Source organism: Pseudoalteromonas luteoviolacea, assembly GCF_021654285.1.
Lineage (GTDB): Bacteria > Pseudomonadota > Gammaproteobacteria > Enterobacterales > Alteromonadaceae > Pseudoalteromonas > Pseudoalteromonas luteoviolacea_J.
This window is the reverse complement of the sequence record NZ_JAKFZS010000033.1, coordinates 37,652-62,676: the sequence shown is the minus strand read 5'-3', so window position 1 is coordinate 62,676 and position 25,025 is coordinate 37,652. Positions and strand designations below refer to the sequence as shown.

Here is a 25,025-nt window from a genome sequence, read left to right as displayed (position 1 = left end):
CGAACTTCATCTTCGAACTTCATCTTCGAACTTCATCTTCGAACTTCATCTTCGAAAATTATGCGTCCTAGCTTCTTAGGTTAAAGTTACTGGCTATGCATGAATGTATGATTTAACACAATTAGGAAATGTTTGAGTTTGAATGAGTAAGATTCAAAAATTTAATTTATATTTATCGATGCTAAATAGCTTGGATCATCTGCGATATCAGCTAGATGATTTAAGTAGTAAATAATAAAGTCCTACTCAGTTACGAAGAAAACAATTAAAAATATGATTTAACATAATGAAAAGCACTCTAGTTAAGAGTGCTTTTCTTGGAAAATTTAGTGCAATGCTGCTGTAAATGGAATACTTTCACAGATTTGAGCTTCAGCTATTAATATCTCTTCAAGTCTGGCATCAATAATCGCTTTATCAAAATACTCATAGCCTAACTCTACAAATAAGTTTTTATGTTTTTCTTCTGATTTAGCAATTGCAACGTAGAAATCTTTATCTTTACCTGAAGGTAAAGCCTCTGCAACGAGAGAAAATCGCTCGTGTCCCCTCGCCTCAATTACCGCAGCAACGAGCAACCGATCAATTAAAAACTCATCACTACCTTGTCGAAACAAAGCACGCATCTTTTTAATATATGGATCTTGCTTGTCGTTTCCTAGTACCAAGCCTCTTTCATTAATGAGCTTTAATACTTGCTTAAAATGAATCATTTCTTCAATAGCAAGATCCGCCATTGCTTTGACTAGCTTAGTTCTATCTGGATAATGTCCTAACATAGACATCGCCATGCCAGATGCCTTTTTTTCTGCAGCGGCATGGTCTTGTAAAAAGGTCACAAAATCGTCCATAACTTTGTGCGTCCATTCAAACGGTGTATGATATTTTAATTCAAACATTAGCTATTTCGTCTCACTTACTACGTGTATTTGAAATTTATGACTAAAAATAATATCGGACATTTAAGCCCTATAAGTCATATAAAATACGGTCTTTATCTACCTTGCCAATTCTTGTTGATTCCACTTTTAAAGGATGTTTAATGTCATTCCAGGCTGTTACTTTCCCATGCCTATTTACATGTGGTATAGAAACCTTAGGTACAGACATAAACTTGGCAAATTTAGATGTGCTATCTATCTCAGATAAATTGATTATCACATGCTCTACATTAGTCCATTCAAAAAAATCGACAACTCTTTGTCTGTGTGTATTATAACACTCAATTAAATAGTCATCATCGTTGATATTTTTTTCATCAAGGTCAGTAAAAACATCGTAATAACAACGCTTTAAAGTTTCGTTGAAGCCGCCACCCTGCACTTTTAATTTAGGTAACATACGTAAAAGTAAACGTCGAACCGAAGGTACCCAAGTATCATGATCACGCTCTAAGTAGATAAACTTAGCATGCGGGAAATGCTGATAAAGTTTTTGAAAATCATTAAAAACTGGCGTATCAGCGATAAACTCTGCTGTTTTTAGTGTTTGTTGCGTGTACGCAGTGTGTGCTGTTTTAAGTCCGATATCTAGACTTGAGACACATAAGCTCGTGGTTCCCGTTCTAGGTAGCCCCAGAACAAAGTATTTTTTGGTCATAAAAAGTATAAATAAGCGTTTATTAGCGCCATGACTATGAGAGATAAAAATGTACACCCCATACCTATAACGCGCATTTTTAAGTTTGCATCATACAAGGCCTTGGCATGAAGCAATCGGCCAGCTAAAAAAAGGCAAGCAATGGGTATGAGTATGCTGTTACCAATCAGTTGATATTCAAGTATAAAAATTAGAATAACAGCCAGGGGAGTATATTCAATGAAGTTTGCGTGAGCGCGGATGTTGGCTTGCAAGTCTTTATGGCCTGCATCTCCAATTCCCACTTTGTGTGATTTTCTTAGCTTAATAACATTAAAACTGAGTTTGATATATAAAAGTGTGCAAATTGCAGCAAACAGTCCACTAAACATGATGAAAAGTCCCCTATTCCTTGTATATCTCTAGTATACGTTGTTTTCAGAGGACTTTAAAAGGTCCAAATTAATCTATGTAGTAAACCGCGTACACTTCTGCTGTCAATTTCGTATCACCTGTACTGTATGCATCTTGAAGGCTCATAGATTCCGCAGCCATCACTTTACCTCTGGCATATGGCTGAATCGGAACATTCATCGGTGAAAAAGATACAGAATATAAGTCACCTACTTTAACACCAAAACCATCTGCAAGTTCTTTTGCCCCGAGTTTTGCTTGTTTAATAGCGTTCTGCTTAAGCTCTTTCATAATCTCAGATTTATCTTCAACTACAAATTGCGTGTTGTTGAATTGGTTAATGCCACTGTCTACAAATGCTTGCAACAGCTCAGGGTATTTATCAATATTTTTCAGTTTTAGTGTAATGTTACGGCTTACTTTAAAGCCAGTAAACTCTTCTTCATTTGTACTGCGATTGTAACGAGTTTGCTTGTAAACATTTAGCTGCTCAGCATGTATATGATTTGCTTTTACACCAAAGCTTTTCGCAATACTTAAAGCTTTAGCAACAACATCATCAACGTTTTCTTTTGCTTCTTGCAAGTTTTTACTTTTCTCATTGATTGCCACATTGATAATAGCTGTATCTGGCTGTACAGATACCTCTGAGTATCCTTTAACATATAAATGTGGAGTCGTTGGGATACTCCCAGCCATTGATGAAGTGCTTAACAAAATTGAAAATGCAGCTGTTAATAAACGCATAAACTCTCCAAAATATTCATTTCTGTATTTATGTTGCCATTGAAACACAATTAAATTAATTGACACTGAATATTCAGATTCTGTTAGCCGGAAGAGTTGATAAGAACTAACTTTTCACAAAATGTTGATTGTGGCACACATTGGCCAAATAGCTTAGCTGAACAACAACATCAGCCCTCAGAGTAGAAATTGCACATAACCTCAACTAGCCTAATATTATGAATAACAAGATCTTCTATAATTATACGGTTAGTAAAATTACTTATGGGTAAACCGCTTTCAATAATTAGTTCAATTGTTGTATTGGGCATGCTAATACCAAGTTTCTGTTTTGCCAGCATACCCATCTTAAGCAACCAATATTCTGCAAAAAAATTAACTGCTGAAGATGGGTTTGTTTCCTCTGAAATATACTCAATAATACAAGATCAGCAAGGTATGTTGTGGTTTGGCACTGCTGAAAATGGTGTTATGCGGTATGACGGCCGAAAAGTCACACTATTCGAATTTGATAGTGAATCTGTAAATGGCCTGTCTCACAATGATGCCGGCAATTTGATGATAGATAGAAACGGTATCATTTGGATAGGCACTTGGGGAGGTGGCGCAAATCGCTATAATCCGAAAACAGGTAAATTTGACAACTATTATCACGATAAAAATGTACCAGAGTCTATTTCTGCGAACAGGATTCAATCTCTCTATCATGATTTGGATGGGACGATTTGGCTTGGCTCTTATGATAATGGACTCAATAAATATATTGGGCCTGACAATTTTGAACATATCAAAAAAGCAGAAAATGGAAACAACGGCTTATCTCATAACCGAGTTTGGGATATCGAAAATAATGACTTAGACAACTTGTGGGTAGCAACAAGTTATGGTTTGAATTTATACAATAAAGTAGAAGGCACATTTGAATATTTTTTTCCTGATCCCGATAACAAAACACCAACAGGTGCAAATGAAATTCGTCACGTTTTAAATTCATCAAAAGGCAACGTATACGTTGGAACACAAAAAGGACCGTTCATTTTTAATTCACAAGATCAATCGTTTTCTAGAATTGGTTTTGTGGCTGGTCAACACTTGGGTCAAGTCAACTCCATAATTGAAGATCATGAAGGCTATATCTGGTTCGTAACCAGTAGGGGCGTATTTAGAAGAGATGAGAGCAGCGAGCGCCTAGTACAGCTTGACCTAGAGCAAAATAGTGGTATGCGTATAATTTTTGAAGATAGTGCAAATACATTATGGGTTACCAATGAGTTACACGGTATTTTCAAATTAGTGCCCCATAGAAAGTTTAAATCTATAGATAACCCAGAGTTAAGTGCACCTAACGGTATTGCCGCTGATAAAAATGGAGATGTATTAATCGCTAACTCTGCTTCACAATTATTCAAGTGGGATGTATCTGCATCTACTTTAAAAACCCTATTTCCACCCGTATTCACCAAAGATAACGGTTTCGAGTTGAACCGATTATTAGAGCGCCCTGTGCTTTTTTTGGATAAAAACAACATTGTTTGGATGGCACAAGATGAAGGACTGGTAAGGTTTGATCTAAATACAATGCAAAGCACGCTTATTAGTTACCCTAAAACTAAGCCAAACTATAGCGAATTTCGTGAAATTAGAGCACTCTCAGTAGACAAAGATGGATATCTTTGGATTGGTACGTATAAAAATGGTGTGTACATTTACAATCCGAAATTAAACGAGTTTAAACATTTAGGTGAAGAGTATGGATTGTCTCACCCTGAAGTCCTAACAATATATAAAGATAAGTCACAGAAAATCTGGGTCGGTACCGGAAATGGTGTGAATTTATGGATAGACGAAGTGCAAGGGTTTAAATCTTTCGTTCAAAATAAAGACTCTGCCAACAGTTTGCTTGGAAGTATTGTGCAAGACATCTATGAAACCCAAAAAGGTTATCTCTGGATAGCGACCCAACAAGGTTTAAACCTCTATAAAAATGATTCGAATACATTTACTCACTTTAATACTCAAAATGGCTTACCAAGTAGCCTTATTCGTTCAATATCAGATGACGACAAAGGTAATTTATGGTTAACAACTAACAAAGGAATTACTAAACTTAACCCCAATACAGGCAAAGTCACTAACTTTGACAATCAAAATGGTTTACTCGGGCTGAATTATTATCCAAGCAGCTTTGTGAAAGCGAAAAATAATACTTTGTTCACTAATAGCCAAAGAGGTATTGAATATTTCAGCACATTAACCACACAAACGGAGATTGAAGAGCCTGAGCTAGTTTTAACTGGCTTTAATAAAATGGGTGTACCCGTCAAACTTGATACGCCCTACTCTTATGTAGAAAATATCAATATATCTTATCTTGATTACATCTTTTCTTTTGAATTTTCAGTACTCGATTTTTTATCTCCAAACAAAAATATCTACGCCTACAAACTTGAAGGATATGATGATAACTGGATCGAAATTGGAAATAGGAATACAGCATCGTTCACTAATTTGGATGGTGGTAGCTACCAATTTAAGGTAAAGGCAACCAATAGCAGTGGTGAATGGGGGGAAAAAATCTTATCTATAAATGTGGATGTTTCTCCCCCGCCTTGGAAAACTTGGTGGGCTTACGCACTCTATGTTTTATTTGTTGTAAGTGGTGTTTTTATGGTCATTTACTTACGAACAAAACTGCAAAAAGCTGAAATTAGACGTCAAAAGCAATTTGTTGTCGCACTTGAGCAGCAAGTATCAGAGAAAACAGCTTCTCTTGAAACGCAAGCGAGAAAACTAGAAGGTGCGCTCAAAAAGGCAGAAGAAGCGACCAGATTAAAATCTGAGTTTTTAGCTAATATGAGCCATGAAATACGCACCCCTATGAACGGCGTCATTGGCATGTTGGACTTATTAAAAAGCAGTGGATTAACTCAAGAACAATCGCATTCAGTCAATATTGCCAGTACAAGTGCGCACTCATTACTAAGCTTAATAAACGATATTCTAGATTTTTCTAAAATTGAGGCTGACAAACTTGAGCTTGAGTATGTCGATTTTGACCTGCGAGAGATTCTTGAAAGCCTTACAGAATCAATGGCCCTTTCAGCGCAGGAGAAAGGCGTCAGTATTGTTTTAGACCTTTCAGATATCAAAGAACCAATGATACAGTCAGATCCTGGCAGAATAAGACAAGTAGTAACAAACATTTTAAGCAATGCCATTAAATTTACTGAAAATGGTGAAATTGTTCTATCTGCATCATTAGTTGAAGATAGTTTCACTGGCAACTGTATTTTCTCATGCAATGTTAGTGACACAGGTATTGGGATCTCCGAGGAAAAACTCGTGACTTTATTTGACTCCTTTATTCAAGTTGATGCTTCAACCACACGTAAATACGGGGGGACAGGTTTAGGCCTTAGTATTACAAAAAGGCTATGTCAGCTGCTTGGAGGCGATGTGGGCGTCACCAGCCAAGTCGGCATTGGCAGCTGTTTTAGTATTAAGTGTTCAGTTAAAAAAAGCCATATTGAGAACGTCATTCACCCGGACTTTAGCAAACTAAACATTACGATGTTGCTTGTTGACCCTAATACATCAAGTAATAACGCGATAAAAAAGCAGCTTGAATTCTGGGGAGTTAGCGTAATTGAGGCTTTAAATGCTGACCAAGCTTTAGCAATACTAAATAAAAGTTCTATTGATTTAGTTCTGTTCAATAAAACGCTTACCGGCTTAAGTGGTGAACTAATGGCTAAAGAAATTAAAAGTAAGGTGTCTTTTGGCCATATTAAATTGATTATGATGACACAGCTAACTGAGCATTTTGAAGCAATGAATAATAGCTCTGTACAACTGGATGGTTACTTCACTAAACCGATGACAAAAAATGACCTACTCAAAGCCCTTTCTACAGTGACAACAACACTCGACTCAGTTGCGCATGTGCCCAAAGCAACTGTTCAGAACAATTCAGAAAAATTTATAAATACATTTTCAAAAGGTACGCGGATCTTATTGGTTGAAGATAATAAGGTAAACCAGATTGTCGCTCTACGAACCTTAGATAGTTTAAACCTAATAGTAGAAGTTGCTGAAAATGGCTTAGAAGCGCTAGAGAAGCTCAAGGAAGCCACTGTGGAATCAAAATATTCAATTATATTAATGGACTGCCAAATGCCAATGATGGATGGATATGAAACAACTAAAAATATTCGTGAATCAAATGCTGGCCCACAGAATTCAAACATACCTATTATTGCAATGACCGCAAATGCCATGCAAGGTGATAAGCAAAAGTGCTTAGATGCCGGCATGGATGATTATATAACTAAGCCTATCGAAGCGAATAAAGTCTTTGAAAAGATCGAGTATTGGTACAATAAAAAAAATAAACCCGTGAATTAGAACTATAAAAAAATGGGCCTAATGGCCCATTCTACAAAGTAAAAGTTACAATTACTTATAGTTTACGTTGTCAACAACTAGGTTGATATCGTTTTCACCAGTTACTTCCCAAACAGTTGTGTGTTCAGTTGTACCTGCTGGGTTATGACAAGCTACTGTTTGTCTGAAAACTCGGCCGATTTGTGAATAGACTTGCTCATTTAGTGCAAAGTGATTTGTGTGGAAAAGCGGTGTAGTACCTTCACCATTAAATACTTTCGAAACTAAACCATCGTTGATTTGTGATGTACAGTAACCGTCTTCAGTACCGTTGTTTACTAGAATTGAAGAAGTATAGCTAACTTGGTCATACCAACCTGCGCCACCACAGTGTTGTGATTGACCACTACAATCAGGAGTCTGCCAAGGGCCAACACCTGTTAAGCTAGCATTCCAAGTAATTTTTGGTAAAGCTGGTATCTTATGTTTTACTTTGTAGCTAACACCAGTTTCAGATTCACACGTTAGAGCCAATACGCGAGTACGTTGCAACTGCTCATCAGTGAAATAACCTTGAAGACTGACGACGTCAATATGATGAGTATTATGTCCAGCCGGGCTGATCCCAACATTTGCAATAAATTGGCCTGAAACTTCATCATATACAGCACCTGAAGAACAGTTGCCGTATCTATCTGCTCGGAAAACCCATGCATTAAATGTACGAGCATTTTCAGAGTCTGTCACTATACGCTCCATTAACGAACCAGCGTAATTTGACTCACGGTCATATCCATCTAAATCATCTAGGACAACATTAGCTGCCGCGCTATTGATTACAAGTAGAGATACAGCTGCTGTGAGAAGTTTAATTTTCATTTCTTAATCCCTTTTAAGATTAGTTTATTTTATAAAAATACCTTTTTGAATAGGCGTAATGTCGATTTTTAGCAGTGAGTATGTCAGTTGATATGTACTAAGTTGATATAGCTCACTGTCTGTTTCGCTATCTAAATTAGGTGTTAAAAAATGCCTTGTAAACAGCCAAAATCTCTAGAATCAAGCTGAAATCACGGGGGGTGTTATAAATCTAAATCATTAATTTGTTAGTAATGAAAAAGTAATTTTAATGTGCGGATCACACTGTTGAAATTTTTTATTTATTGATATTACATAGGCTTATATTCTTAATTTGTTTTTCATCACATTCCAGATTTATAAATAAAACCTTAGTGCAAGAATATAGGCTGGAGTTAAATTGTGATGAAAAGTGATTGAACTACTAAATTATATAAAACTGTAGTTCGCATAAAAAAATTTAATTTATAACGATGCATAGTAATTCGATAACACGAACATAAAAATTTCGTTATCAATTAATAAATATAAGTAATCCGAATTTTAATCTCTTATACTAAAGGCAGATTTTAGAGAGTTGCTAATGAACACTTCTTCTTGGGGAAGAAATAAATTTGCATGCGCTTCGATAATTAAGTCCTGAATCTTGCGTTTTTGAAGTGTTCTTTCAAACAAATCGACAGCTTTTCTTCCAACTTTAGAATCTGAACAAGCAATGTAGCCAAAAATAGTGGCTTTGGTATCGCCTATAGCATGAAAAGAGATGTCTTTGAGTACTTCTTCAGAAGGAAAATCCGTAACAAATACTGAGCTATATTCAATGATCCCATCCAGACGGCCTTGAACCAACATTTGTCTAAGCCTAAATGCACTATCATTGCCCTCACCGATAAATAGCCTATCTGTATTTTCAGTTATAAAATCATCGATTTCTAGTCCATATGAACGACCCTTTGTAACACCTATCCTTAACCCCATTGACAGCGCTCTTTTTAAAGTCACTTCTATAGACACAAACTTTTTATTACGCAAAATAAGTCGATTAGAGGGAAAGGCCATCAAAGGCAGTGATACAAATAAGGCCATTGTTTCACGTTCAGGCGTTCTAACCTTATTATACAAGCAGACGTTTTCATGATGTTTAAGCTCTCGCCACTCGCGTTCTCTACTGGCCGGCACAAACTCAATTGCCATTTCATTATTTAAGTTTCTGGCAATTATCAAAAGCAGCTGTGTGGCCAAATCCCCTGGTGACTCACCGTAGGATGGGTTGTAGTCAGATACAATTTCAATTTTTAAAGGTTTTGAGAAACTAAAGAAAGAAAGGAAAACACAAGCTAAAAGCACAAATCTAGACGGCATAGATACTCCCACTGCATGCAGTCCGTGCTGTAAATTGTTAGTTAAGTATAGCTACAAACCAATTGTTTGCTATTTATTACGCTAATAAAAAGGCCCTCAATTGAGGGCCTTTAAACAACTTACATTAGATGCTACAGCGTTTGTAGTTTCTGTATTCTGGCATCCAGTAGTTTTTATCGATTGCAGACCAAATTAGGTCATCAGGCATGTCTAATGACACCCCTTCTTCCATCGCTTTTTTGGCAACAGCAAATGCAATTCGCTTACTTAATTGCTCGATTTCCACCAGTGAAGGCAGAAGGCTGCCTTTACCTGTATTTGCCCATGGAGAAGATTCCGCTAATGTTTCACTCGCAACCATTAACATTGACTCTGTGATTCTTGACGCTTTAGCAGCCAATACACCTAGACCAATACCTGGGAAAATGTAACTGTTATTACATTGAGGGATTACGTGTGTTTTACCACCAAATTCAACTGGTTCAAACGGACTACCAGTGGCAACAATCGCATTACCTTCTGTCCACTCAATCACATCCTTTGGATGAGCTTCAACTTGGCGAGATGGATTACTAAGCGGGAAGATGATTGGTTGTTCACAACCTGCGTGCATCGCCTTGATCACTTGCTCAGTAAATAAGCCAGGTTGACCTGATACACCAATTAAAATATCTGGTTGTGCACAGTGCATCACGTCTAGTAAAGATGCATACTCACCACTGTAGTTCCAACTCTCTAGGTTTGCTGTTGTTTGAACAAGTGCTGCTTGGAAGTCTCTTAAGCCTTCCATACCTTCAGTTAATAGACCAAACCTATCAACCATAAATACTTGACTGCGTGCTTGCTCATCTGAGATACCTTCAGATACCATTTGTGCAATGATTTGCTCAGCAATACCACAACCAGCAGACCCCGCACCAACAAAAACAACTTTTTGCTCTGATAATTTTTCGCCTTTAACTCGACAAGCTGCAAGTAAAGAACCAACTGTTACAGAAGCGGTGCCTTGAATATCATCGTTAAAACAGCAAATTTCATCACGATAGCGCTTTAAAAGAGGCATTGCATTCGGTTGTGCAAAATCTTCGAACTGAAGTAACACATTTGGCCAGCGGCGCTTCACTGCTTTAATGAATAGATCTAAGAACTCATCGTATTCTTCTTGGCTAATGCGCTTATGTCTTGCGCCCATATACATTGGGTCGTTTAATAACTTCTCGTTATTTGTACCCACATCTAACATCACTGGTAATGTATACGCAGGACTGATCCCGCCACAGACTGTGTAAAGAGCCAATTTACCAATTGGAATACCCATACCACCGATACCTTGGTCACCAAGACCAAGAATTCGCTCACCATCAGTGACTACGATTACCTTTACTTTGCCTTTAGTCGCATTGCGAAGAATATCATCGATATTGTGGCGATCTTCATATGAAATAAATAATCCACGAGAGCTACGATAAATATCAGAGAACTTTTCACACGCATCGCCCACCGTTGGTGTGTAAATGATAGGCATCATCTCTTCTAGATGATCTCTCACTAGGCGGTAGTAAAGCGTCTCGTTGTTGTCTTGAATAGCTCGTAAATAAATATGTTTGTTTAGGTTATCTTTGAAACTTGAAAATTGTTGATAACAACGCTCTACCTGCTCCTCAATTGTTTCATAACGAGGAGGAACTAAACCTGCTAAGTTGAAGTTTTCACGCTCATGCTGGCTAAATGCACTGCCTTTATTAAGAAGCGGAGTTTCCAATAAAGTTGGGCCAGAATATGGGATGTAGAGGTAGTTAGGGTCGGTTTGTTTAGTCATATTTACAAGCTGTGACTCTTAATTTTTTGATATAAGGGATCATTATTGTCTAAGTACACAAATTTTCAATCACTTTAGTGCACATCAGACCAATAAAACGGCCCTGTAAACGAATGAGAGATCCGTAAACAGGGTCATACATTATAACTGAATAATCTATAATATCCTATGCTTACTCGCTAGATTCTCCAAGTGCAACCCCTTCTCTGCGCGGATCTGCACCGCCAAACAAAAGGCCTCCTTTTATTTCAATCGCGTGAATGCCTGAATTTAAATCAGAGATACGAACTTTATGGCCCTTTGACTCCAACCAAGGCTTCATTGTTTTTAAGTCTGTTCCTTTCTCCAAGGTAGTATATTTATTACGATTTGTAACACGCGGTAGGTTAATTGCCTGCTGTGGCGTTAAGCCCCAATCAAGCACGCCAATCACAGTTTGCGCTACGTAGTTAATAATTCGACTTCCACCAGGCGAACCAACAACCAATTTTAAACTGCCATCTTTATTAAATACCATCACAGGTGCCATGGAGCTTCTTGGGCGCTTATTTGGTTCAACACGGTTAGCGACCCATTTCCCACCAACTTTAGGTGAAAGAGAGAAGTCAGTCAGTTGATTGTTCAATAAATACCCGTTCACCATAATCGTTGATCCAAAACCCATCTCAATAGAGCTCGTCATAGAAACAGCATTACCTTTACTGTCGACTATTGACAGGTGTGTAGTTGATGGCAATTCATAGCTGTCGTCTTGAGCGTAAGATAATTTCCCCATTGATGGGTCGCCCACAGGCACGTCTTGATTGTCTCTTTCCCCGATTAACTTTGCTCTGGAATTTAAGTAAACCGGGTTTAAAAGCCCTTGGGTCGGCACGTCTACAAAATCAGGATCTGCGATATAAAAGTTACGGTCAGCGAATGCTAATCTTGATGCTTGAGTAAACAAATGAACGGCTTTTGGATCATTTGGTTTGTACTGCGCTAGTTTTTTGCCTTCTAGTAACTTCAATATCTGCAGCACCGTTAGCCCGCCGCTACTCGGTGGTGCCATCGAACACACTTTATAATCATGATATGAGGTGCAAACTGGATGACGCTCTTTACTTTGGTAATTTGCAAGATCGGACATTGATAAATGGCCCGGTGCAATTTCAGATTTTTGCACTGCTTTGACCATATCTTCTGCATATTTCCCTTCATAAAAGGCTTTAGGGCCGTATTCTGCGATCTCTTTATAGATTTTCGCTAATGCCGGATTCTTAACTAAAGTGCCTATTTCAAGCGCCTTCCCATCTGGGTAGAAATACTCTTTCGCTGGAGAAAGTTTAGTTAACCCCGGATTAAACTCTTTTTTAAGCAACATATGAAGTCTGGGGGATACTTTAAAGCCATTGTTAGCAAGTTCAATGGCTGGTTTGAATAACTGTTTCCACTTCAGCACTCCGTATTTATCATGCGCTTGCTTCATAGAATGAATAATACCCGGTACACCGACAGAACGGCCGCCAACAACCGCCTCAATCCACCTAACAGGTTTACCCTCTTTGTCTAAAAATAGCGTATGGTCTGCTTTTTTCGGTGCGGTTTCACGTCCATCAAACGAGGTGAGGTAATCATTGCGCTTGTCATAATGAAGAATGAATGCGCCACCACCAATACCTGATGATTGTGGCTCAACAAGCGTTAAAACTAACTGAGCAGCAATAGCTGCATCGATGGCGCTGCCACCTTGTTGAAGCATTAGCTGCCCTGCTTTACTTGCATGCGGGTTAGCAGCGACAACCATATACTTTTCAGCAATTTTTTCTTTTTTTAACGTCAGTCCGGTTGCCGCTTCAGGCTCTCTTGCTTCTCGCTTTTTGGGGTCAGCTTGGTCCGCTACAGCGGGTAAACTAGATGCGAGCATCAATGCTAGCAATGAGTGCTTAAGTTTGAATGTAGTCATTATTTATTTTCGATCTTCGTTGGCATCATAAAAGTTAACAGGCACAATATGTAAAAATACCTTTATTATTGTAGACATAGCATGCTTGGTTTCAACCTTCCAGTAAGCCCTCAGTATATCTTACCCCCATTGACACTAGCGATAATCGCTACTCTATTAATGGCTTTTGATATGCGAGATACACTCGAATTCCACCGCCAATTGATCACTGAAGGTCAAATATGGCGGATTTGGAGTAGCCAATATATTCATACCAATTGGACACATTTAGGTTTGAACCTAGTTGGTATTTTGTTTATTTGGGTACTGCACGCAGAACACACATCAATAAGGCGTTATTTTGTTCATGTATTATTACTAGGGCTTTGGACTGGATTAGGCATTTGGCTATTTTGTCCAGACATCAGAGTATACACTGGATTAAGCGGATTACTACATGGAATTATTGTTTGGGGTGCGCTAAAAGATATTCAAGTAAAAGAACCTACTGGTATTCTTTTATTCTTAGGTATTGTAGGTAAATTAGCTTGGGAACAATATGCAGGACCGAGTGCTGAGGTTGGTGACTTAATTGATTCCCGGGTGGCAATTGAATCACACCTTATTGGTGCTTTAGGTGGGGTTGTTTTAGCTATACCTTTATTTATACAAAATTTAGACCGTAATAAATCTGAAAATATATAACAACGAGCACTATTAGATGAAAAGGCCAGCATAATGCTGGCCTTTTTCGTCGTTATTAAAGGTTTTCTTTAAATAACTTATATATACGACGGTATTCATCTAACCAGCTTGACGGCTGAACAAAACCATGTGGTTCTACTGGGTAGATAGCAGTTTCAAAGTTTTCTTTTTCAAGTTCAATGAAACGCTGCACTAATCTAACAACATCTTGGAAAAACACATTGTCATCAATCATTGGCGCATTAATTAATAGAGGTTTATTTAAACCTTCAGCAAAGTAGATTGGAGAGCTTCGCTTATATGCAATAGGATCTACATCAGGCCTGTTCAAAATATTAGACGTGTACGGGTCATTGTAGTATGCCCAATCAGTAACTGGACGAAGCGCTGCACCTGCTTGGAACAGCTCTGGCTGCGTGAACAGTGCCATAAACGTCATGAATCCGCCATATGAACCGCCGTATGTACCGACAGAACCTACATCTACGTTTGCATGCTCACTCATCCATTTAACACCATCGGCCAAATCTTGGATCTCTGGAGTACCCATTTGACGATAAATGGCTGTACGCCAATCTCGGCCGTAGCCTTTCGACGCACGATAGTCCATATCCATTACCACATAGCCTTCGCTTGCAAGTAATGAATGGAACATAAACTCGCGGAAATAAACTGACCAACCCATATGTGAGTTTTGAAGGTAACCTGCACCATGGTTAAAGATAACTGCTTTACGCTTTTTACCTGTTTCGCCAGGCTTATAGTCTGCTGGATAATAAACTTTTGCATAAATTGGTGCGTCAGTGTGGCTAGATGGCACAGCAACAATTTTAGGAGCAATCAGTTTCTTGTTTAAGAATTCGTCAGAAACGGTATTGGTTAGGCGCTTTGGTTGAGCATTAGGCTTAGCATCAGCAACATAAAGCTCTGTAGGCATCATGATTTTTGAATGCTTAAGTAAAACCTTTGACTCGTCTGGGCTCAGCGAGTAATCAGTTAAACCATTTAAATCAGTAATTGCTGATTTTTCTTTTGTGTTTACATCGACGGTGTAAATCTCATAAATACCAGGGTGATCAACGTTTGCTTTGAAGAAAAACTTGCTGTTGTCACGCGTTAACTTTGGCTCTGATACTACAAACTTACCAGATGTAAGTTGCTTTGCCTTGCCATTAAGCGGTTTAACGTATAAATGGCTATACCCTGACTCTTCAGATAAGAAAAATAACGTATCTTCGTTATTCAACCAGCCAAAGTCATTGTACGCATAGTTTACCCAAGCTTTGTCATGTAGCCTATGCTGCGGCTCAAGTTCGCCTTTATCAAAGTCCAGAGTCGCGATCCAGCGATCTTTGTTATCCCAAGCTTTGAACATCATTGCGACTTGGTCACCTTTACTATTCCACTGGATAGGAGATTGTGACCAATACCAATCGCGCATTAGCTTAATTGCACGTGGTGATTTTTCAGACTTATACGTCTCACCTTTTGCTTTGGCATTTTCTCTTTTTACGTCGGCTAAAGCATCTTCGTCAAAACCCGGTAGGGTCTCAAAGCCAATGTTTTTTTGCTCACCTGTTTTCAAGTCGAAGTATCTCACTTCAACTTCAACTGGTTTGTTGTCCGCTACACGGCTGCGCGCTTGTACTGGATCGATATTACCATCCTGACCAATGTAATTTGGCATGATGTCTTTTTTCGTCGCTTGAGAAATCATGTGTGCTTTGCTTACAACAACAATCAGCTTGTCACCTTTAGGTGAAATGCTTGAATCTACTAGCTTGTAACCTTCACCGATATAAATTTGCTGACTAGCAATAGAGTTATTTTCAGACTCAATATTCGCTTGGCGCGCTTCTTTGTCTAAAGCGTTTTTGTGGGTAAGCGCAACATAATCGATAAGTTTGTGTTGCTCTTTTGCAATGTAGGTATTTGGCTCTTGTGTGCCAACCGGTTTATTGCCATTGTTGATTTTAACTAATTCTTTAGTCAAACCAGATATTACATCAACCGAAAAGATTGTTTTGCCTACTTTGAATGCTAGCTCACCAGAAACCATGAACTGAAGGATTTCTTCTTTTGCACTTGTACGCGTTAATTGTTTTACTTCTTGTGTTGCTACATTTCTAACAAAAATATTGCCTTGGAATGTATATGCTTGTAGCTTGCCGTCTGAAGAGTATATCGCTTCGTCGCTACCAATGTTATGTATGTTTGACAAAGCAACAGGCTGTGTACCTTTGCTATTTATCGAAAATGTGTCCCTAAGCTGGTTTCCAACCTGTTTTTGATTAAAGTAGATAGTATTACTATCAGCGCCCCAATAAGCATCTTCTGGAGAACGACCAATCCAATCTGGATCTGCCATAGCTTGCTCAAGCGTGATATTTTCACTACCAAAATCAAGTGGTGTTTGTACGTTTTCAACGACTGTTTTTGCAGTGCTGTTCGCACCTTCAAGGTCAGATTGTTGGCTTGTTGTTTGACAACCCGTTAGCAGTAAACCTGCAACGGCAATGCTCAATAGGGATTTTTTCATTAGAGCTCTTCTTTTAAGATTTAAATCGGCGCAATTTAAACAAAAGATAGAACATTATTCGACAGGTTTAAGACCAACAAACAAAGTTTTTAGCTTGTTTGCAGGTGTGTTCACAAAACAGCAACAACGAAGGATAAAAAAAGGCCAGTAAAGCTACTGGCCAAATACTCTCTGCGCTCACATAGTCGTTGATAGACAACGAATATGAAATGAGGCATATCCAAGCCTCATATATTCAGACTAGTGCAGTTTTAAAAGGTTCAAAAAAATTTAGTAAATTTACTTAATAAATCCATCAAGGATTAATACAAGTATGACTGAGCTGACAATTATCCATAAAATCAGGGCCATAATGAATGGCTGCCAGCCACACTGCTGTAATACTTTTTTCGAGATCCCCGAGCCAATCAAAAACAAAGTCCCGACTAAAAGTGCTTTTGCTCCCTCATAGCCCAATTCCCATAAAGACTTTAACTCTGGAAGCCAGGTGTTAATTGCTGCCGCCAATAAGAAGCCAACAATAAATAGAGGGATACTTGTTCTTTCTTCAGAGCGCCAAAATACACCAGCTAGTGCAGTATAGGGCACTATCCACATAGCACGTGTGAGCTTAATTGTTGTTGCCATGGCGAGCGCAACTGGACCATATGCAGCTGCTGCCCCTACGACGCTGCTCGTATCATGTATTGCAAGCGCGCTCCAGATTGCAAACTGGCTCTGGCTCAATTCAAAATAATGGCCGAGCCATGGAAATATCAGTAAACCAACTGCATTTAATGAAAATACAATTGCCAAAGCAACAGCAATTTCGTCTTGTTTGGCTTTAATAACGGGTGCCATCGCTGCTATCGCGCTGCCACCACAAATCGCGGTACCAAATGAAATAAGTGTGCCCGTGTTTTTATTCAATCGAAAAAGTTGAGTGAGAATTTCGCCCAACCCAATAATTGCGGTAATGCTAACAATAGTCAAAACTAGTGAACTACGCCCTACCTCAAGTACTTGCATAATATCAATATTAAAACCCAATCCAATAACTGAAATTTTGAGCAGTAACTTAGATAAATTCGCACTTTGTATCTCGAAAGGGTTGCCAAGCAGAAGCGCAAAAGTAATGCCCATAAATAATGCAGTAGCGGAACCAAAAACTGGACTGATACACGCAAAAAAACAAATCACGTATAGGGCTTTGAAGTAATTAGGACTGATTTGGGCCATGATAGAGCTTAATAAATACTTAATACAATAAAAAGCCGAGCTACTGCTCGGCTTTTTTTAGTTTAAAATCAAGGCGTGGCTTGTAGCTCCAACGCCTGGATAATCGTCATCAGGGAGTATCTCAGCTAGCTCTGCTAACCGCTCTCCTAATTGATGCAAATTATCTGCTGAGACATTAATGTGCCCCATTTTACGGCCAGGCTTAGATTCTTTACCATACCAATGGCTTGTGCAATCTTGAACACTGAGCACAGTATGAGGTATTGAAGGTTGACCTAGCACATTAATCATAGCTGTTGGCCTAACAAGTTCCGTTGAACCGATCGGTAGGCCTGTAATTGCACGCATGTGATTTTCAAATTGGCTAGTATGTGCACCTTGTTGAGTCCAATGCCCTGAGTTATGTACTCGAGGCGCTATCTCATTAACAAGTAGTTGACCCCCTACATCGAAAAACTCAATGGCCAAGACGCCAACATAATCCAGCTCAGTGGCTAACTTCTCGAAGGCAGACTCTGCTTGTACTTGTATTGCCGCCTTTTCTTTGCCTGCAATAGACAGAGTTAAGACGCCATTGGTGTGCTGATTCTCAGTCAAAGGATAAACCTTGCACTGGCCGTCTCTAGCACGAACACCAATAATAGAGACTTCTCTATCAAATGGGATCATTTTTTCAGCAATAATGGAATGTGGTGCTGTGTCAGTGCCCGAATCCAAAAAGTCTTTCATTTCTGCCCAAATTGGCTCAGCTTCGTCGGGCGTTTTCAATCGCCACTGCCCTTTACCGTCATAGCCTGCTTGACAAGTCTTTATTACCAGCGGTAAACCCAGTTCATCAATTGCATCAATAAATGCTTGTTTTTCTGTTATTAAAGCATAAGGTGCGCAAGGAACTCGTGCGTTGTCTAGCAAAGCCTTTTCTTTGCTGCGATCACCACCTGTTGCAATAGACTCAGCGCCGGGGAAGAACTTACCGCTTTGCTGACAGATACTTAACACATCTTCTGGAATGTGTTCGAACTCAGCTGTGATGGCGTAAGATTGCTCTACTTCTTGTTCGAGCGTGGTTGGTTTTACTTCAAATGTCACCGGGTTAACCACCTGCTTTGAACTTACATCGTAAGCCAAAACATCGATTCCCAAGTGTGTAGAAGCTAGGCTCATCATGCGGGCCAATTGACCCGCGCCTAGAACTAATACCTTCATGTTACTCAGCAGGATTAGGGTTAGCTAGAATTGTTTCAGTTTGTGCTTTTCTGAACGCTTCTACTTTTTCAAAAATCTCTGGTTGTTGACAACCTAGAATTTGAGCAGCTAGCAAACCAGCATTTGCAGCACCAGCATCACCAATTGCCAGAGTACCGACAGCAACACCTTTTGGCATCTGACAAATAGAGAGTAAAGAATCAACGCCGTTTAGCGTCTTAGATTTAACTGGAACACCAAGTACAGGCAAGCTAGTAAACGCTGCAGCCATACCCGGTAAATGCGCTGCACCGCCAGCGCCAGCAATGATAACCTTAATACCACGATCAGCTGCCGATGATGCATAATCGGCCAATAATTGAGGAGTGCGATGCGCCGAAACCACCTTTGTTTCATACTCAATGCCAAACTTATCTAACATATCTGCCGCATGTTGCATTGTAGGCCAATCCGACTTAGAGCCCATGATAATGCCAACCGTCATAATAAATCCTCAATTCTAAATTAAACGATACTTACTACAGCGCTAAAGGGGTTGCGCCGAAATCGAGAGTATTATACCCGAGTGATACGTTAAAGCGAGCACCAATAACTAAAAAACCGCGGTATGCGGTTTTTTTGATTGCGATATAACTCATTGCAAAGAATGCATTTTTAAAACTGACTAACCAATCTGATTACCTGGAACTGACTTTACCTCGTTAGGCTGAGTGTTAAAGGCAGCACGCCAGTGTGTGGAAAACTCCTTTGGACCAAGAATAATCACGAATAGCATCAAGCCTCCAGGAATAAGAACCAACTTAAGTGCTGGGCCTAGTATATAGCTGTAAAAAGCAATGAATGGGACAAATAAAATACAACCAATGACTCGCGTTAGCATCAAACACCTCCTAATAATTGAGCGCGCCCAATTAATTTAATGAGCGCGCTCAATTTTGTCAATATAAAGATAAGTTTGTTACATTTGCCGAGATTTATGATAAGCTTGCGCTTGCATTCAATATCTTGATTTAATATGAAAAAAAGAGAAATTACAGCTCAAAAAATACTTGATGTCAGCTGGAGTTTATTCCAAGAGCATGGCTATGCAGAAACGACAACTCGCCAAATAGCAACACATGCTTCTGTGGCAACAGGTACAGTGTTTAGCCACTTCCCCAACAAGATTGATATATTAAAGCTGGCGATGCATCAACGCATTGACGAAGTATTGAAAACGGCTCATCAAGAGAATGAACAGACAAGTCCGCGATTACGTCTTAGGCACTATGCTAAGTTTTTATATCGTTTTTACTGTGAGAACCGCCCTTTCAGCAAAGCCCTTTTGCAAGATTTGATGTGGCATAGCGCATTTTTTGAAGACCAGCTTACTGAGTTTAAGCACATGCTTTTTGAAGGTCATAAATATGATGAAGTCAAAGCTACAGCGATGATGGATTGTTATTTTATGACGTTAATTTATGGGTTAAATAATGAGCACCTATCCCCTGTAGACTTAGTTTCATTACTTACTGCGAAATTACAAATGATACACACATAATTATTGTATGATGTGTTCTTTATTTAATTTTGCTCATTACTCCATACACTTCTAAGCTTTAGTAAGAGTCACTATACAAACTATCGCTTGTGAAAATCTTATTTGTATTGTTGTTTTGTTACGTACAATATATCAGCGCAGCTGAGTCTGATCTTACGCTCACTAATGGCAAGTACCTAAATTTAAGTGCTGGCAGCGAATATTTGAACGATAATAATTTTGGCATAGTCGATGTGCTCTCTCTTCCCCCAAATCACTGGCGGACTAATTCAGTCAACAACTTTAATTTAGGTTACACAGACCAAACGTTTTGGGTAAGAGTCGATTTTGTTTTACCTCAAAATGACAAGGCCTACCTCATTGAAATCGCCTACCCCGTACTGGACAACTTAAAACTATATTTGATGCAGCAAGATGATGTCGTGAGTTATGCAAAACTAGGCGACAAACAGCATTTTGACTATCGCATTATTAAACACCACAACTTTATTTTACCCATCAAAAAAGAAGCCCATGGTCCACTTACTCTTTACATCCAAGTCGAGTCGACCAGTGCAGTACAATTACCAATTCGTCTTTGGGAGCAACCAGAGTTTTACGAGACCGACCAGTTGAATACGCTATTTCTAGGGGCTTATTTCGGTTTGATGAGTATCATGGTGGTATATAACATCTTCATGTATATCTCGCTCAAAGACGAAACATTTCTTTATTATGTTGTGTATGTTTCAGCCATCATTGCCTTCTATTTTAGCCTTTCAGGGCTTGCCTTTCGGTATTTGTGGCAAGAAAGCTTATGGTGGAATGACCAGTCCATATTATTTTTCTTAGTTGCAGCTGTGCTTGCTGGTACATTCTTTATTATTAAACTGTTAGAACTCCAAAAAAATAGCCTCATCTTGTATCGTGGTTGCTTAGTGATTTCATTTGTTGGCATATGCTTATTATTTGCGTCTATGTACTTCAACTATGGCACGATGATCCGCGTTATTATTTTATACGCGTCTGTGGCTTGTGCTTGGGGCGTTATCACCAGAACCATTAAATTGTTTGAAGGTACTCACTTTTCTACATACTACTCTTTAGCATGGAACGCCGCTTTATGTGGTGGCCTTATTTTGGCAGCCAATAAGCTCAACTTTTTACCAAATAATTGGTTTACTGAACATGCGTTAACCATAGGCACTTCGATAGAAGTGGCGTGTCTATCGTTTGCAATGGCCGAAAGGATAAACTCAGAGCGAAGAAAGCGATTTGTCGCGCAGGCTCGCAGTATGACAGAGATTCGCAAAGCGAATCAAAGACTAGAAACTGAAGTTATGAATAGAACTAAAGAGCTTCAAACTGCTTATGACAAGCTCAAGCATATTTCTCGCATCGATGAGCTGACTCAAGTGTTTAACCGACGTAGTCTCAATGACGCATTAAATACTGAGTGTTTAAGGGCAAAACGCTTTGGTCACTCCGTCAGTTTATTAATGATTGATATCGACCACTTTAAAAAAATTAATGATACCTATGGGCATCAATGCGGTGATAAGTGCATTGCACATATTGCGGATGTACTAAAAAAGACCTGTACACGCGCAGGTGATGTGGTAGCACGCTATGGTGGCGAAGAGTTTTGTATCTTATTACCAGAATGTAATGAAGGCGATGCGTTTGAACTGGCAGAATTAGTTAGAAAGCACACAGAAGCGTCTATAGTACGATTTGAGGACTCAGTAATCAAATTGACGGTTAGCATTGGAATAGCAACGCGTTGGGGTGTTGATTTAGAGCCACATCAACTGGTAAAACAATCCGACATGGCACTGTATTTTGCTAAGCAACATGGTCGTAATCAGGTGTCGCTTGGCTCGGTACTTGATATGTAAAGGCCGGTGTTAGATACCGGCCAATTATTTGTTAAGCTAAGCTAACTGTCTTTTGATGTTTACTGATGTTTGGGCAATACCAAATACTGTTTTCTTCCCCTTGGTAAACACGGATCTTAGCGCGTCTTAGGGCATAGAAAGCAACTGATGCAAAGCCAAGCGAACCCAACTCGATACCTAGATCGGCAATAGAATCAGGCGCCCAAATCCCAATTGAAGGAAGTATAATAGCAACGAGGGAGTTCAGAGGGACTACAATACATAAGGCTATAAATAACTTCAAACCAATAAGACTAAATCTGGCAGCACCTAATATAAACGCACTCACCATTGTGCCAAAGAACAAGGTGTAATAAACCCACATATAAGCAATATTAATGTTCCAATCACCTAAACTCAGCCACTTACTCGAGGCAAATACGCCTGCGATACCAATCGCACATCCAAGCGTAACGCCAATTGTTAAATTGGCCATAAAGTGACTTGAGCGGCTTTGTTCTACAGTTTGCTTTTTACGTCTTTTTTCAAGCCATATTAGGTTGCCACTATAGAATAAAAATGCACCGCCTAACCCCATTACAAAATAAAGCCAGCGACCGAGTTCACCGCCATAGCTCCCAAAGTGGAGTCCAAAAAAGCTCGTTACAATGGCACCCCAAACCCCTTGTTGGCCGGCATCAGTCGTAACACTACTTGAGTTAATCTCCATTGTGAAAGGGTTCATAAACACATAATCATTGTGTGGACCGCGCATGAGAGTTCGGTCACTGATGATCATCACGGTTGCAGATGGGTGCTCGGTCGTTAAACGGCTTAAACTAATGCTTTTAATCTCATAGTTTGGTGCATAAGTTAATGTAGCTTGCTTAATTTCATCTAAAGACGGCAGATCTTTCAGTTCATACCTGACCTCTTCGTGTTTTTCACCACCACCAAACATGGGTTTATCACCATATACTTGGCTCAAACCACCGTAAAACAAGTCATGAAACGAAAATACAATGACAGTCACTGCGATAATAATATGAAACGGTAAACTCGCAATACCCACAAGATTATGTGAGTCCAGCCAGAATCGGTTTGCACCTTTTTCTTTTCTCAGAGCAAAAAAGCTTTTTACTAAACTAGGGAGTAAAAAAATTACCCCAGACACAAGGGCAATAAAGTATAAAAATGCGGCAATGCCAAGTACATACACTCCCGCTTGATCGTGACCAAGCTCCCCCATAATACCTGCTGAACGATGTAAGTAGTCCACCAGCATGGAGAGCTCGTTCACATGGCGTAGTTCGGTGATCATGTCGCCCTGTTCATTAAGGGTTGCATGCCATACTTGATCATCCATCGAAAAGCCACGTGCTGAACCGTGTCCGTACCATGATATTGGAGAACTGCCTTCTTCAAAACTGATTGTGACGCCTTTGAGTGCCTCAGGGCTTGAAGACAAAACTTGTTGTAGTAGAACATCATGCTCGCCCGCCTTTACCTGCGGTAATTGATACTCTGGCGGTGTTGCCCAGTCGTTAATTGCAGAGCTAAACATCGTAAGTGCACCGGCAAAAAAGCCGATGAATAACAATAGACCGGCTGTGATCCCAGTCCATGTATGCAAGCTTTGGTATGTCCTTAAAATATCAGACCTAATTTTCATAGGTAACTCCTTAATGCATAGACAATTGCAATTGATAAAACAGCACCGCTACCAAGATACAACCAAGCTTGCTTACCTGTTTTAAACATATAAACAAAGCTTAAGATCAAACACCACAAAGGTGTGATCATCCACATATTAAATTGTGTTTTCCAGGATCTTTGCTCTGGCGTAATGTGCTCTGTAAGACCAGTCGGGCCAACCCACGCAAAAATTCCAACAAGACCAAGAGCTAAGAAAAAGCCTGCAAACACCCCTGCTAAAGTTTTACTCCACCAATGTGGTTGGATTTTATCTGTTTGAGACATGCTTAATTCCTTTTAATAAATAGCGCAATAAACGGAAAGCAAAATAAAGCTGCCATTAGAATTAGGATCCATATGAATACACCTGCCGAGCCAGAAAAATTAAAAAAACCTACCAAAATTGCCATGGTAAACAATCCATAGCCCAGTTTTTGGTATGTTTTAGAGAGCGGCTTTTTTAATAGTCTTTGGTGTCTATTAGACAAATATGAAAAAATTGCACCAGTGCTTATCAATAGCACCATCAGAAACGCGTACAAACCTATGCTCCTGTCCTTAGTAATGAGAGTATTTGGGATGCGGGATTATAAACATAATAGGAACATCATTGCACAGCTTAAATGTAATGAGAATGGTTTTTATTACATAAACAATATGAGATTTTCTAATAAATGAATTTATTCATGTAAAACAAGCTACTATATTATTATGTTAAATAAATTAGAGATTTCTCTTCATTAATCATTCCCCCTTCCAAAACAGAAAATAGCACTTCTTATATAGGCGAGGTTGACAACCTTCCCTATATTTAGTTTCCTCTTGATATTCTGTCTTACGCCTTAGTATCAACCAAAACTTAAACACTGCCCTCAAGGTAAACAATAATGGCAAACAAAAGAAAAGTGACGACTAAAAATAACAATATGGGTTTGTGCATCGCTTTAGGTGCAGGGTTAGGGATAATTTTTGGAGAGTTTACTAATAACGTAGAGCTTGGACTAATACTTGGTGCAGTAGCTGGCATGATAATTAGCTTGAGTAAAAAGCCAAATTTTTAATATTTGCGTTTAATACAAATGACACACAAACCAACTTAGCATTTTATTTTTTATCCGGTCCTCATTTCTTTGCTGGCTTCAAAAAACCTTTATGCTTGATCTGTAATCATTAAGCTTTAT

The 25,025-nt window shown here is 39.1% G+C and carries 20 protein-coding genes; 5 read left to right on the top strand and 15 right to left on the bottom strand.

Going from position 1 to position 25,025, the window contains the following annotated elements:
• Nucleotides 1-326: 326 nt before the first annotated feature.
• The 4 genes from L1077_RS23110 to L1077_RS23095 form a co-directional block, all read right to left on the bottom strand.
• Complete coding sequence (locus tag L1077_RS23110) at nucleotides 327-899, bottom strand: tRNA-(ms[2]io[6]A)-hydroxylase (RefSeq protein WP_237139195.1); 573 nt, start codon at nucleotides 897-899, stop codon at nucleotides 327-329.
• 70 nt (nucleotides 900-969) lie between these two features.
• Nucleotides 970-1,656 carry a sulfotransferase gene (locus L1077_RS23105; RefSeq protein WP_237139194.1) on the bottom strand — a complete coding sequence of 229 codons (687 nt, stop codon included), beginning with the start codon at nucleotides 1,654-1,656 and terminating at the stop codon, nucleotides 970-972.
• A complete protein-coding gene (locus L1077_RS23100) occupies nucleotides 1,596-1,970 on the bottom strand; it encodes an MAPEG family protein (protein WP_237139193.1) in 375 nt (124 codons plus the stop codon). Before L1077_RS23100 ends, L1077_RS23105 begins: the two co-directional genes overlap by 61 nt.
• Nucleotides 1,971-2,040: 70 nt before the next feature.
• A complete protein-coding gene (locus tag L1077_RS23095) occupies nucleotides 2,041-2,739 on the bottom strand; it encodes an SIMPL domain-containing protein (protein ID WP_237139192.1) in 699 nt (232 codons plus the stop codon).
• 264 nt (nucleotides 2,740-3,003) lie between these two features.
• On the opposite strand from L1077_RS23095, the gene L1077_RS23090 reads away from it, so the two are divergent.
• Complete coding sequence (locus L1077_RS23090) at nucleotides 3,004-7,143, top strand: hybrid sensor histidine kinase/response regulator (protein ID WP_237139191.1); 4,140 nt, start codon at nucleotides 3,004-3,006, stop codon at nucleotides 7,141-7,143.
• 51 nt (nucleotides 7,144-7,194) lie between these two features.
• Here the strand turns inward: L1077_RS23090 and L1077_RS23085 are convergent, their stop codons facing one another.
• The 4 genes from L1077_RS23085 to ggt all read right to left on the bottom strand — a co-directional run bounded on the left by L1077_RS23085 (nucleotide 7,195) and on the right by ggt (nucleotide 13,106).
• Nucleotides 7,195-8,001, bottom strand: a complete 807-nt coding sequence (locus tag L1077_RS23085) for a hypothetical protein (protein WP_237139190.1) — start codon at nucleotides 7,999-8,001, stop codon at nucleotides 7,195-7,197.
• Nucleotides 8,002-8,523: 522 nt separating this feature from the next.
• Nucleotides 8,524-9,354, bottom strand: coding sequence for an ABC transporter substrate-binding protein (locus L1077_RS23080; protein WP_237139189.1), 831 nt, complete (start codon nucleotides 9,352-9,354; stop codon nucleotides 8,524-8,526).
• A gap of 112 nt (nucleotides 9,355-9,466) precedes the next feature.
• Complete coding sequence (locus L1077_RS23075) at nucleotides 9,467-11,161, bottom strand: NAD-dependent malic enzyme (RefSeq protein WP_237139188.1); 1,695 nt, start codon at nucleotides 11,159-11,161, stop codon at nucleotides 9,467-9,469.
• Nucleotides 11,162-11,333: 172 nt separating this feature from the next.
• Nucleotides 11,334-13,106 carry a gamma-glutamyltransferase gene (gene ggt, locus L1077_RS23070; protein ID WP_237139187.1) on the bottom strand — a complete coding sequence of 591 codons (1,773 nt, stop codon included), beginning with the start codon at nucleotides 13,104-13,106 and terminating at the stop codon, nucleotides 11,334-11,336.
• A 171-nt stretch (nucleotides 13,107-13,277) separates the two neighbouring features.
• On the opposite strand from ggt, the gene rrtA reads away from it, so the two are divergent.
• A complete protein-coding gene (rrtA, locus tag L1077_RS23065) occupies nucleotides 13,278-13,790 on the top strand; it encodes a rhombosortase (RefSeq protein ID WP_343222292.1) in 513 nt (170 codons plus the stop codon).
• 55 nt (nucleotides 13,791-13,845) lie between these two features.
• Here rrtA and L1077_RS23060 read toward each other — a convergent pair whose 3' ends face one another.
• From L1077_RS23060 to L1077_RS23040, 5 genes are all read right to left on the bottom strand, one after another.
• Nucleotides 13,846-16,329 carry a prolyl oligopeptidase family serine peptidase gene (locus L1077_RS23060; protein ID WP_237139185.1) on the bottom strand — a complete coding sequence of 828 codons (2,484 nt, stop codon included), beginning with the start codon at nucleotides 16,327-16,329 and terminating at the stop codon, nucleotides 13,846-13,848.
• A gap of 279 nt (nucleotides 16,330-16,608) precedes the next feature.
• Entirely contained in the window at nucleotides 16,609-17,547 is a 939-nt protein-coding gene (locus tag L1077_RS23055) for a YeiH family protein (RefSeq protein ID WP_237139184.1), read from the bottom strand.
• Between the two features lie 57 nt (nucleotides 17,548-17,604).
• Nucleotides 17,605-18,753, bottom strand: coding sequence for a 5-(carboxyamino)imidazole ribonucleotide synthase (locus L1077_RS23050; RefSeq protein ID WP_237139183.1), 1,149 nt, complete (start codon nucleotides 18,751-18,753; stop codon nucleotides 17,605-17,607).
• 1 nt (nucleotide 18,754) lies between these two features.
• Nucleotides 18,755-19,237 carry a 5-(carboxyamino)imidazole ribonucleotide mutase gene (purE, locus tag L1077_RS23045; protein ID WP_039610090.1) on the bottom strand — a complete coding sequence of 161 codons (483 nt, stop codon included), beginning with the start codon at nucleotides 19,235-19,237 and terminating at the stop codon, nucleotides 18,755-18,757.
• Nucleotides 19,238-19,417: 180 nt separating this feature from the next.
• Nucleotides 19,418-19,633 (bottom strand): hypothetical protein, encoded by a 216-nt coding sequence (locus L1077_RS23040; protein WP_237139182.1) that lies wholly within the window; start codon nucleotides 19,631-19,633, stop codon nucleotides 19,418-19,420.
• 135 nt (nucleotides 19,634-19,768) lie between these two features.
• Between L1077_RS23040 and L1077_RS23035 the strand changes: the two genes are divergently transcribed.
• Entirely contained in the window at nucleotides 19,769-20,293 is a 525-nt protein-coding gene (locus L1077_RS23035) for a TetR/AcrR family transcriptional regulator (protein WP_063363807.1), read from the top strand.
• 89 nt (nucleotides 20,294-20,382) lie between these two features.
• A complete protein-coding gene (locus L1077_RS23030; protein ID WP_237139181.1) occupies nucleotides 20,383-22,170 on the top strand; it encodes a sensor domain-containing diguanylate cyclase in 1,788 nt (595 codons plus the stop codon).
• Between the two features lie 31 nt (nucleotides 22,171-22,201).
• On the opposite strand, the gene L1077_RS23025 is transcribed toward L1077_RS23030, so the two are convergent.
• On the bottom strand, nucleotides 22,202-23,821 hold the full coding sequence (locus tag L1077_RS23025; protein ID WP_237139180.1) for a PepSY-associated TM helix domain-containing protein: 1,620 nt from the start codon (nucleotides 23,819-23,821) through the stop codon (nucleotides 22,202-22,204).
• A complete protein-coding gene (locus L1077_RS23020; RefSeq protein ID WP_237139179.1) occupies nucleotides 23,818-24,129 on the bottom strand; it encodes a hypothetical protein in 312 nt (103 codons plus the stop codon). Before L1077_RS23020 ends, L1077_RS23025 begins: the two co-directional genes overlap by 4 nt.
• 602 nt (nucleotides 24,130-24,731) lie before the next feature.
• On the opposite strand from L1077_RS23020, the gene L1077_RS23015 reads away from it, so the two are divergent.
• Nucleotides 24,732-24,905, top strand: a complete 174-nt coding sequence (locus L1077_RS23015; RefSeq protein WP_237139178.1) for a hypothetical protein — start codon at nucleotides 24,732-24,734, stop codon at nucleotides 24,903-24,905.
• The last annotated feature ends 120 nt before the right edge of the window (nucleotides 24,906-25,025 follow it).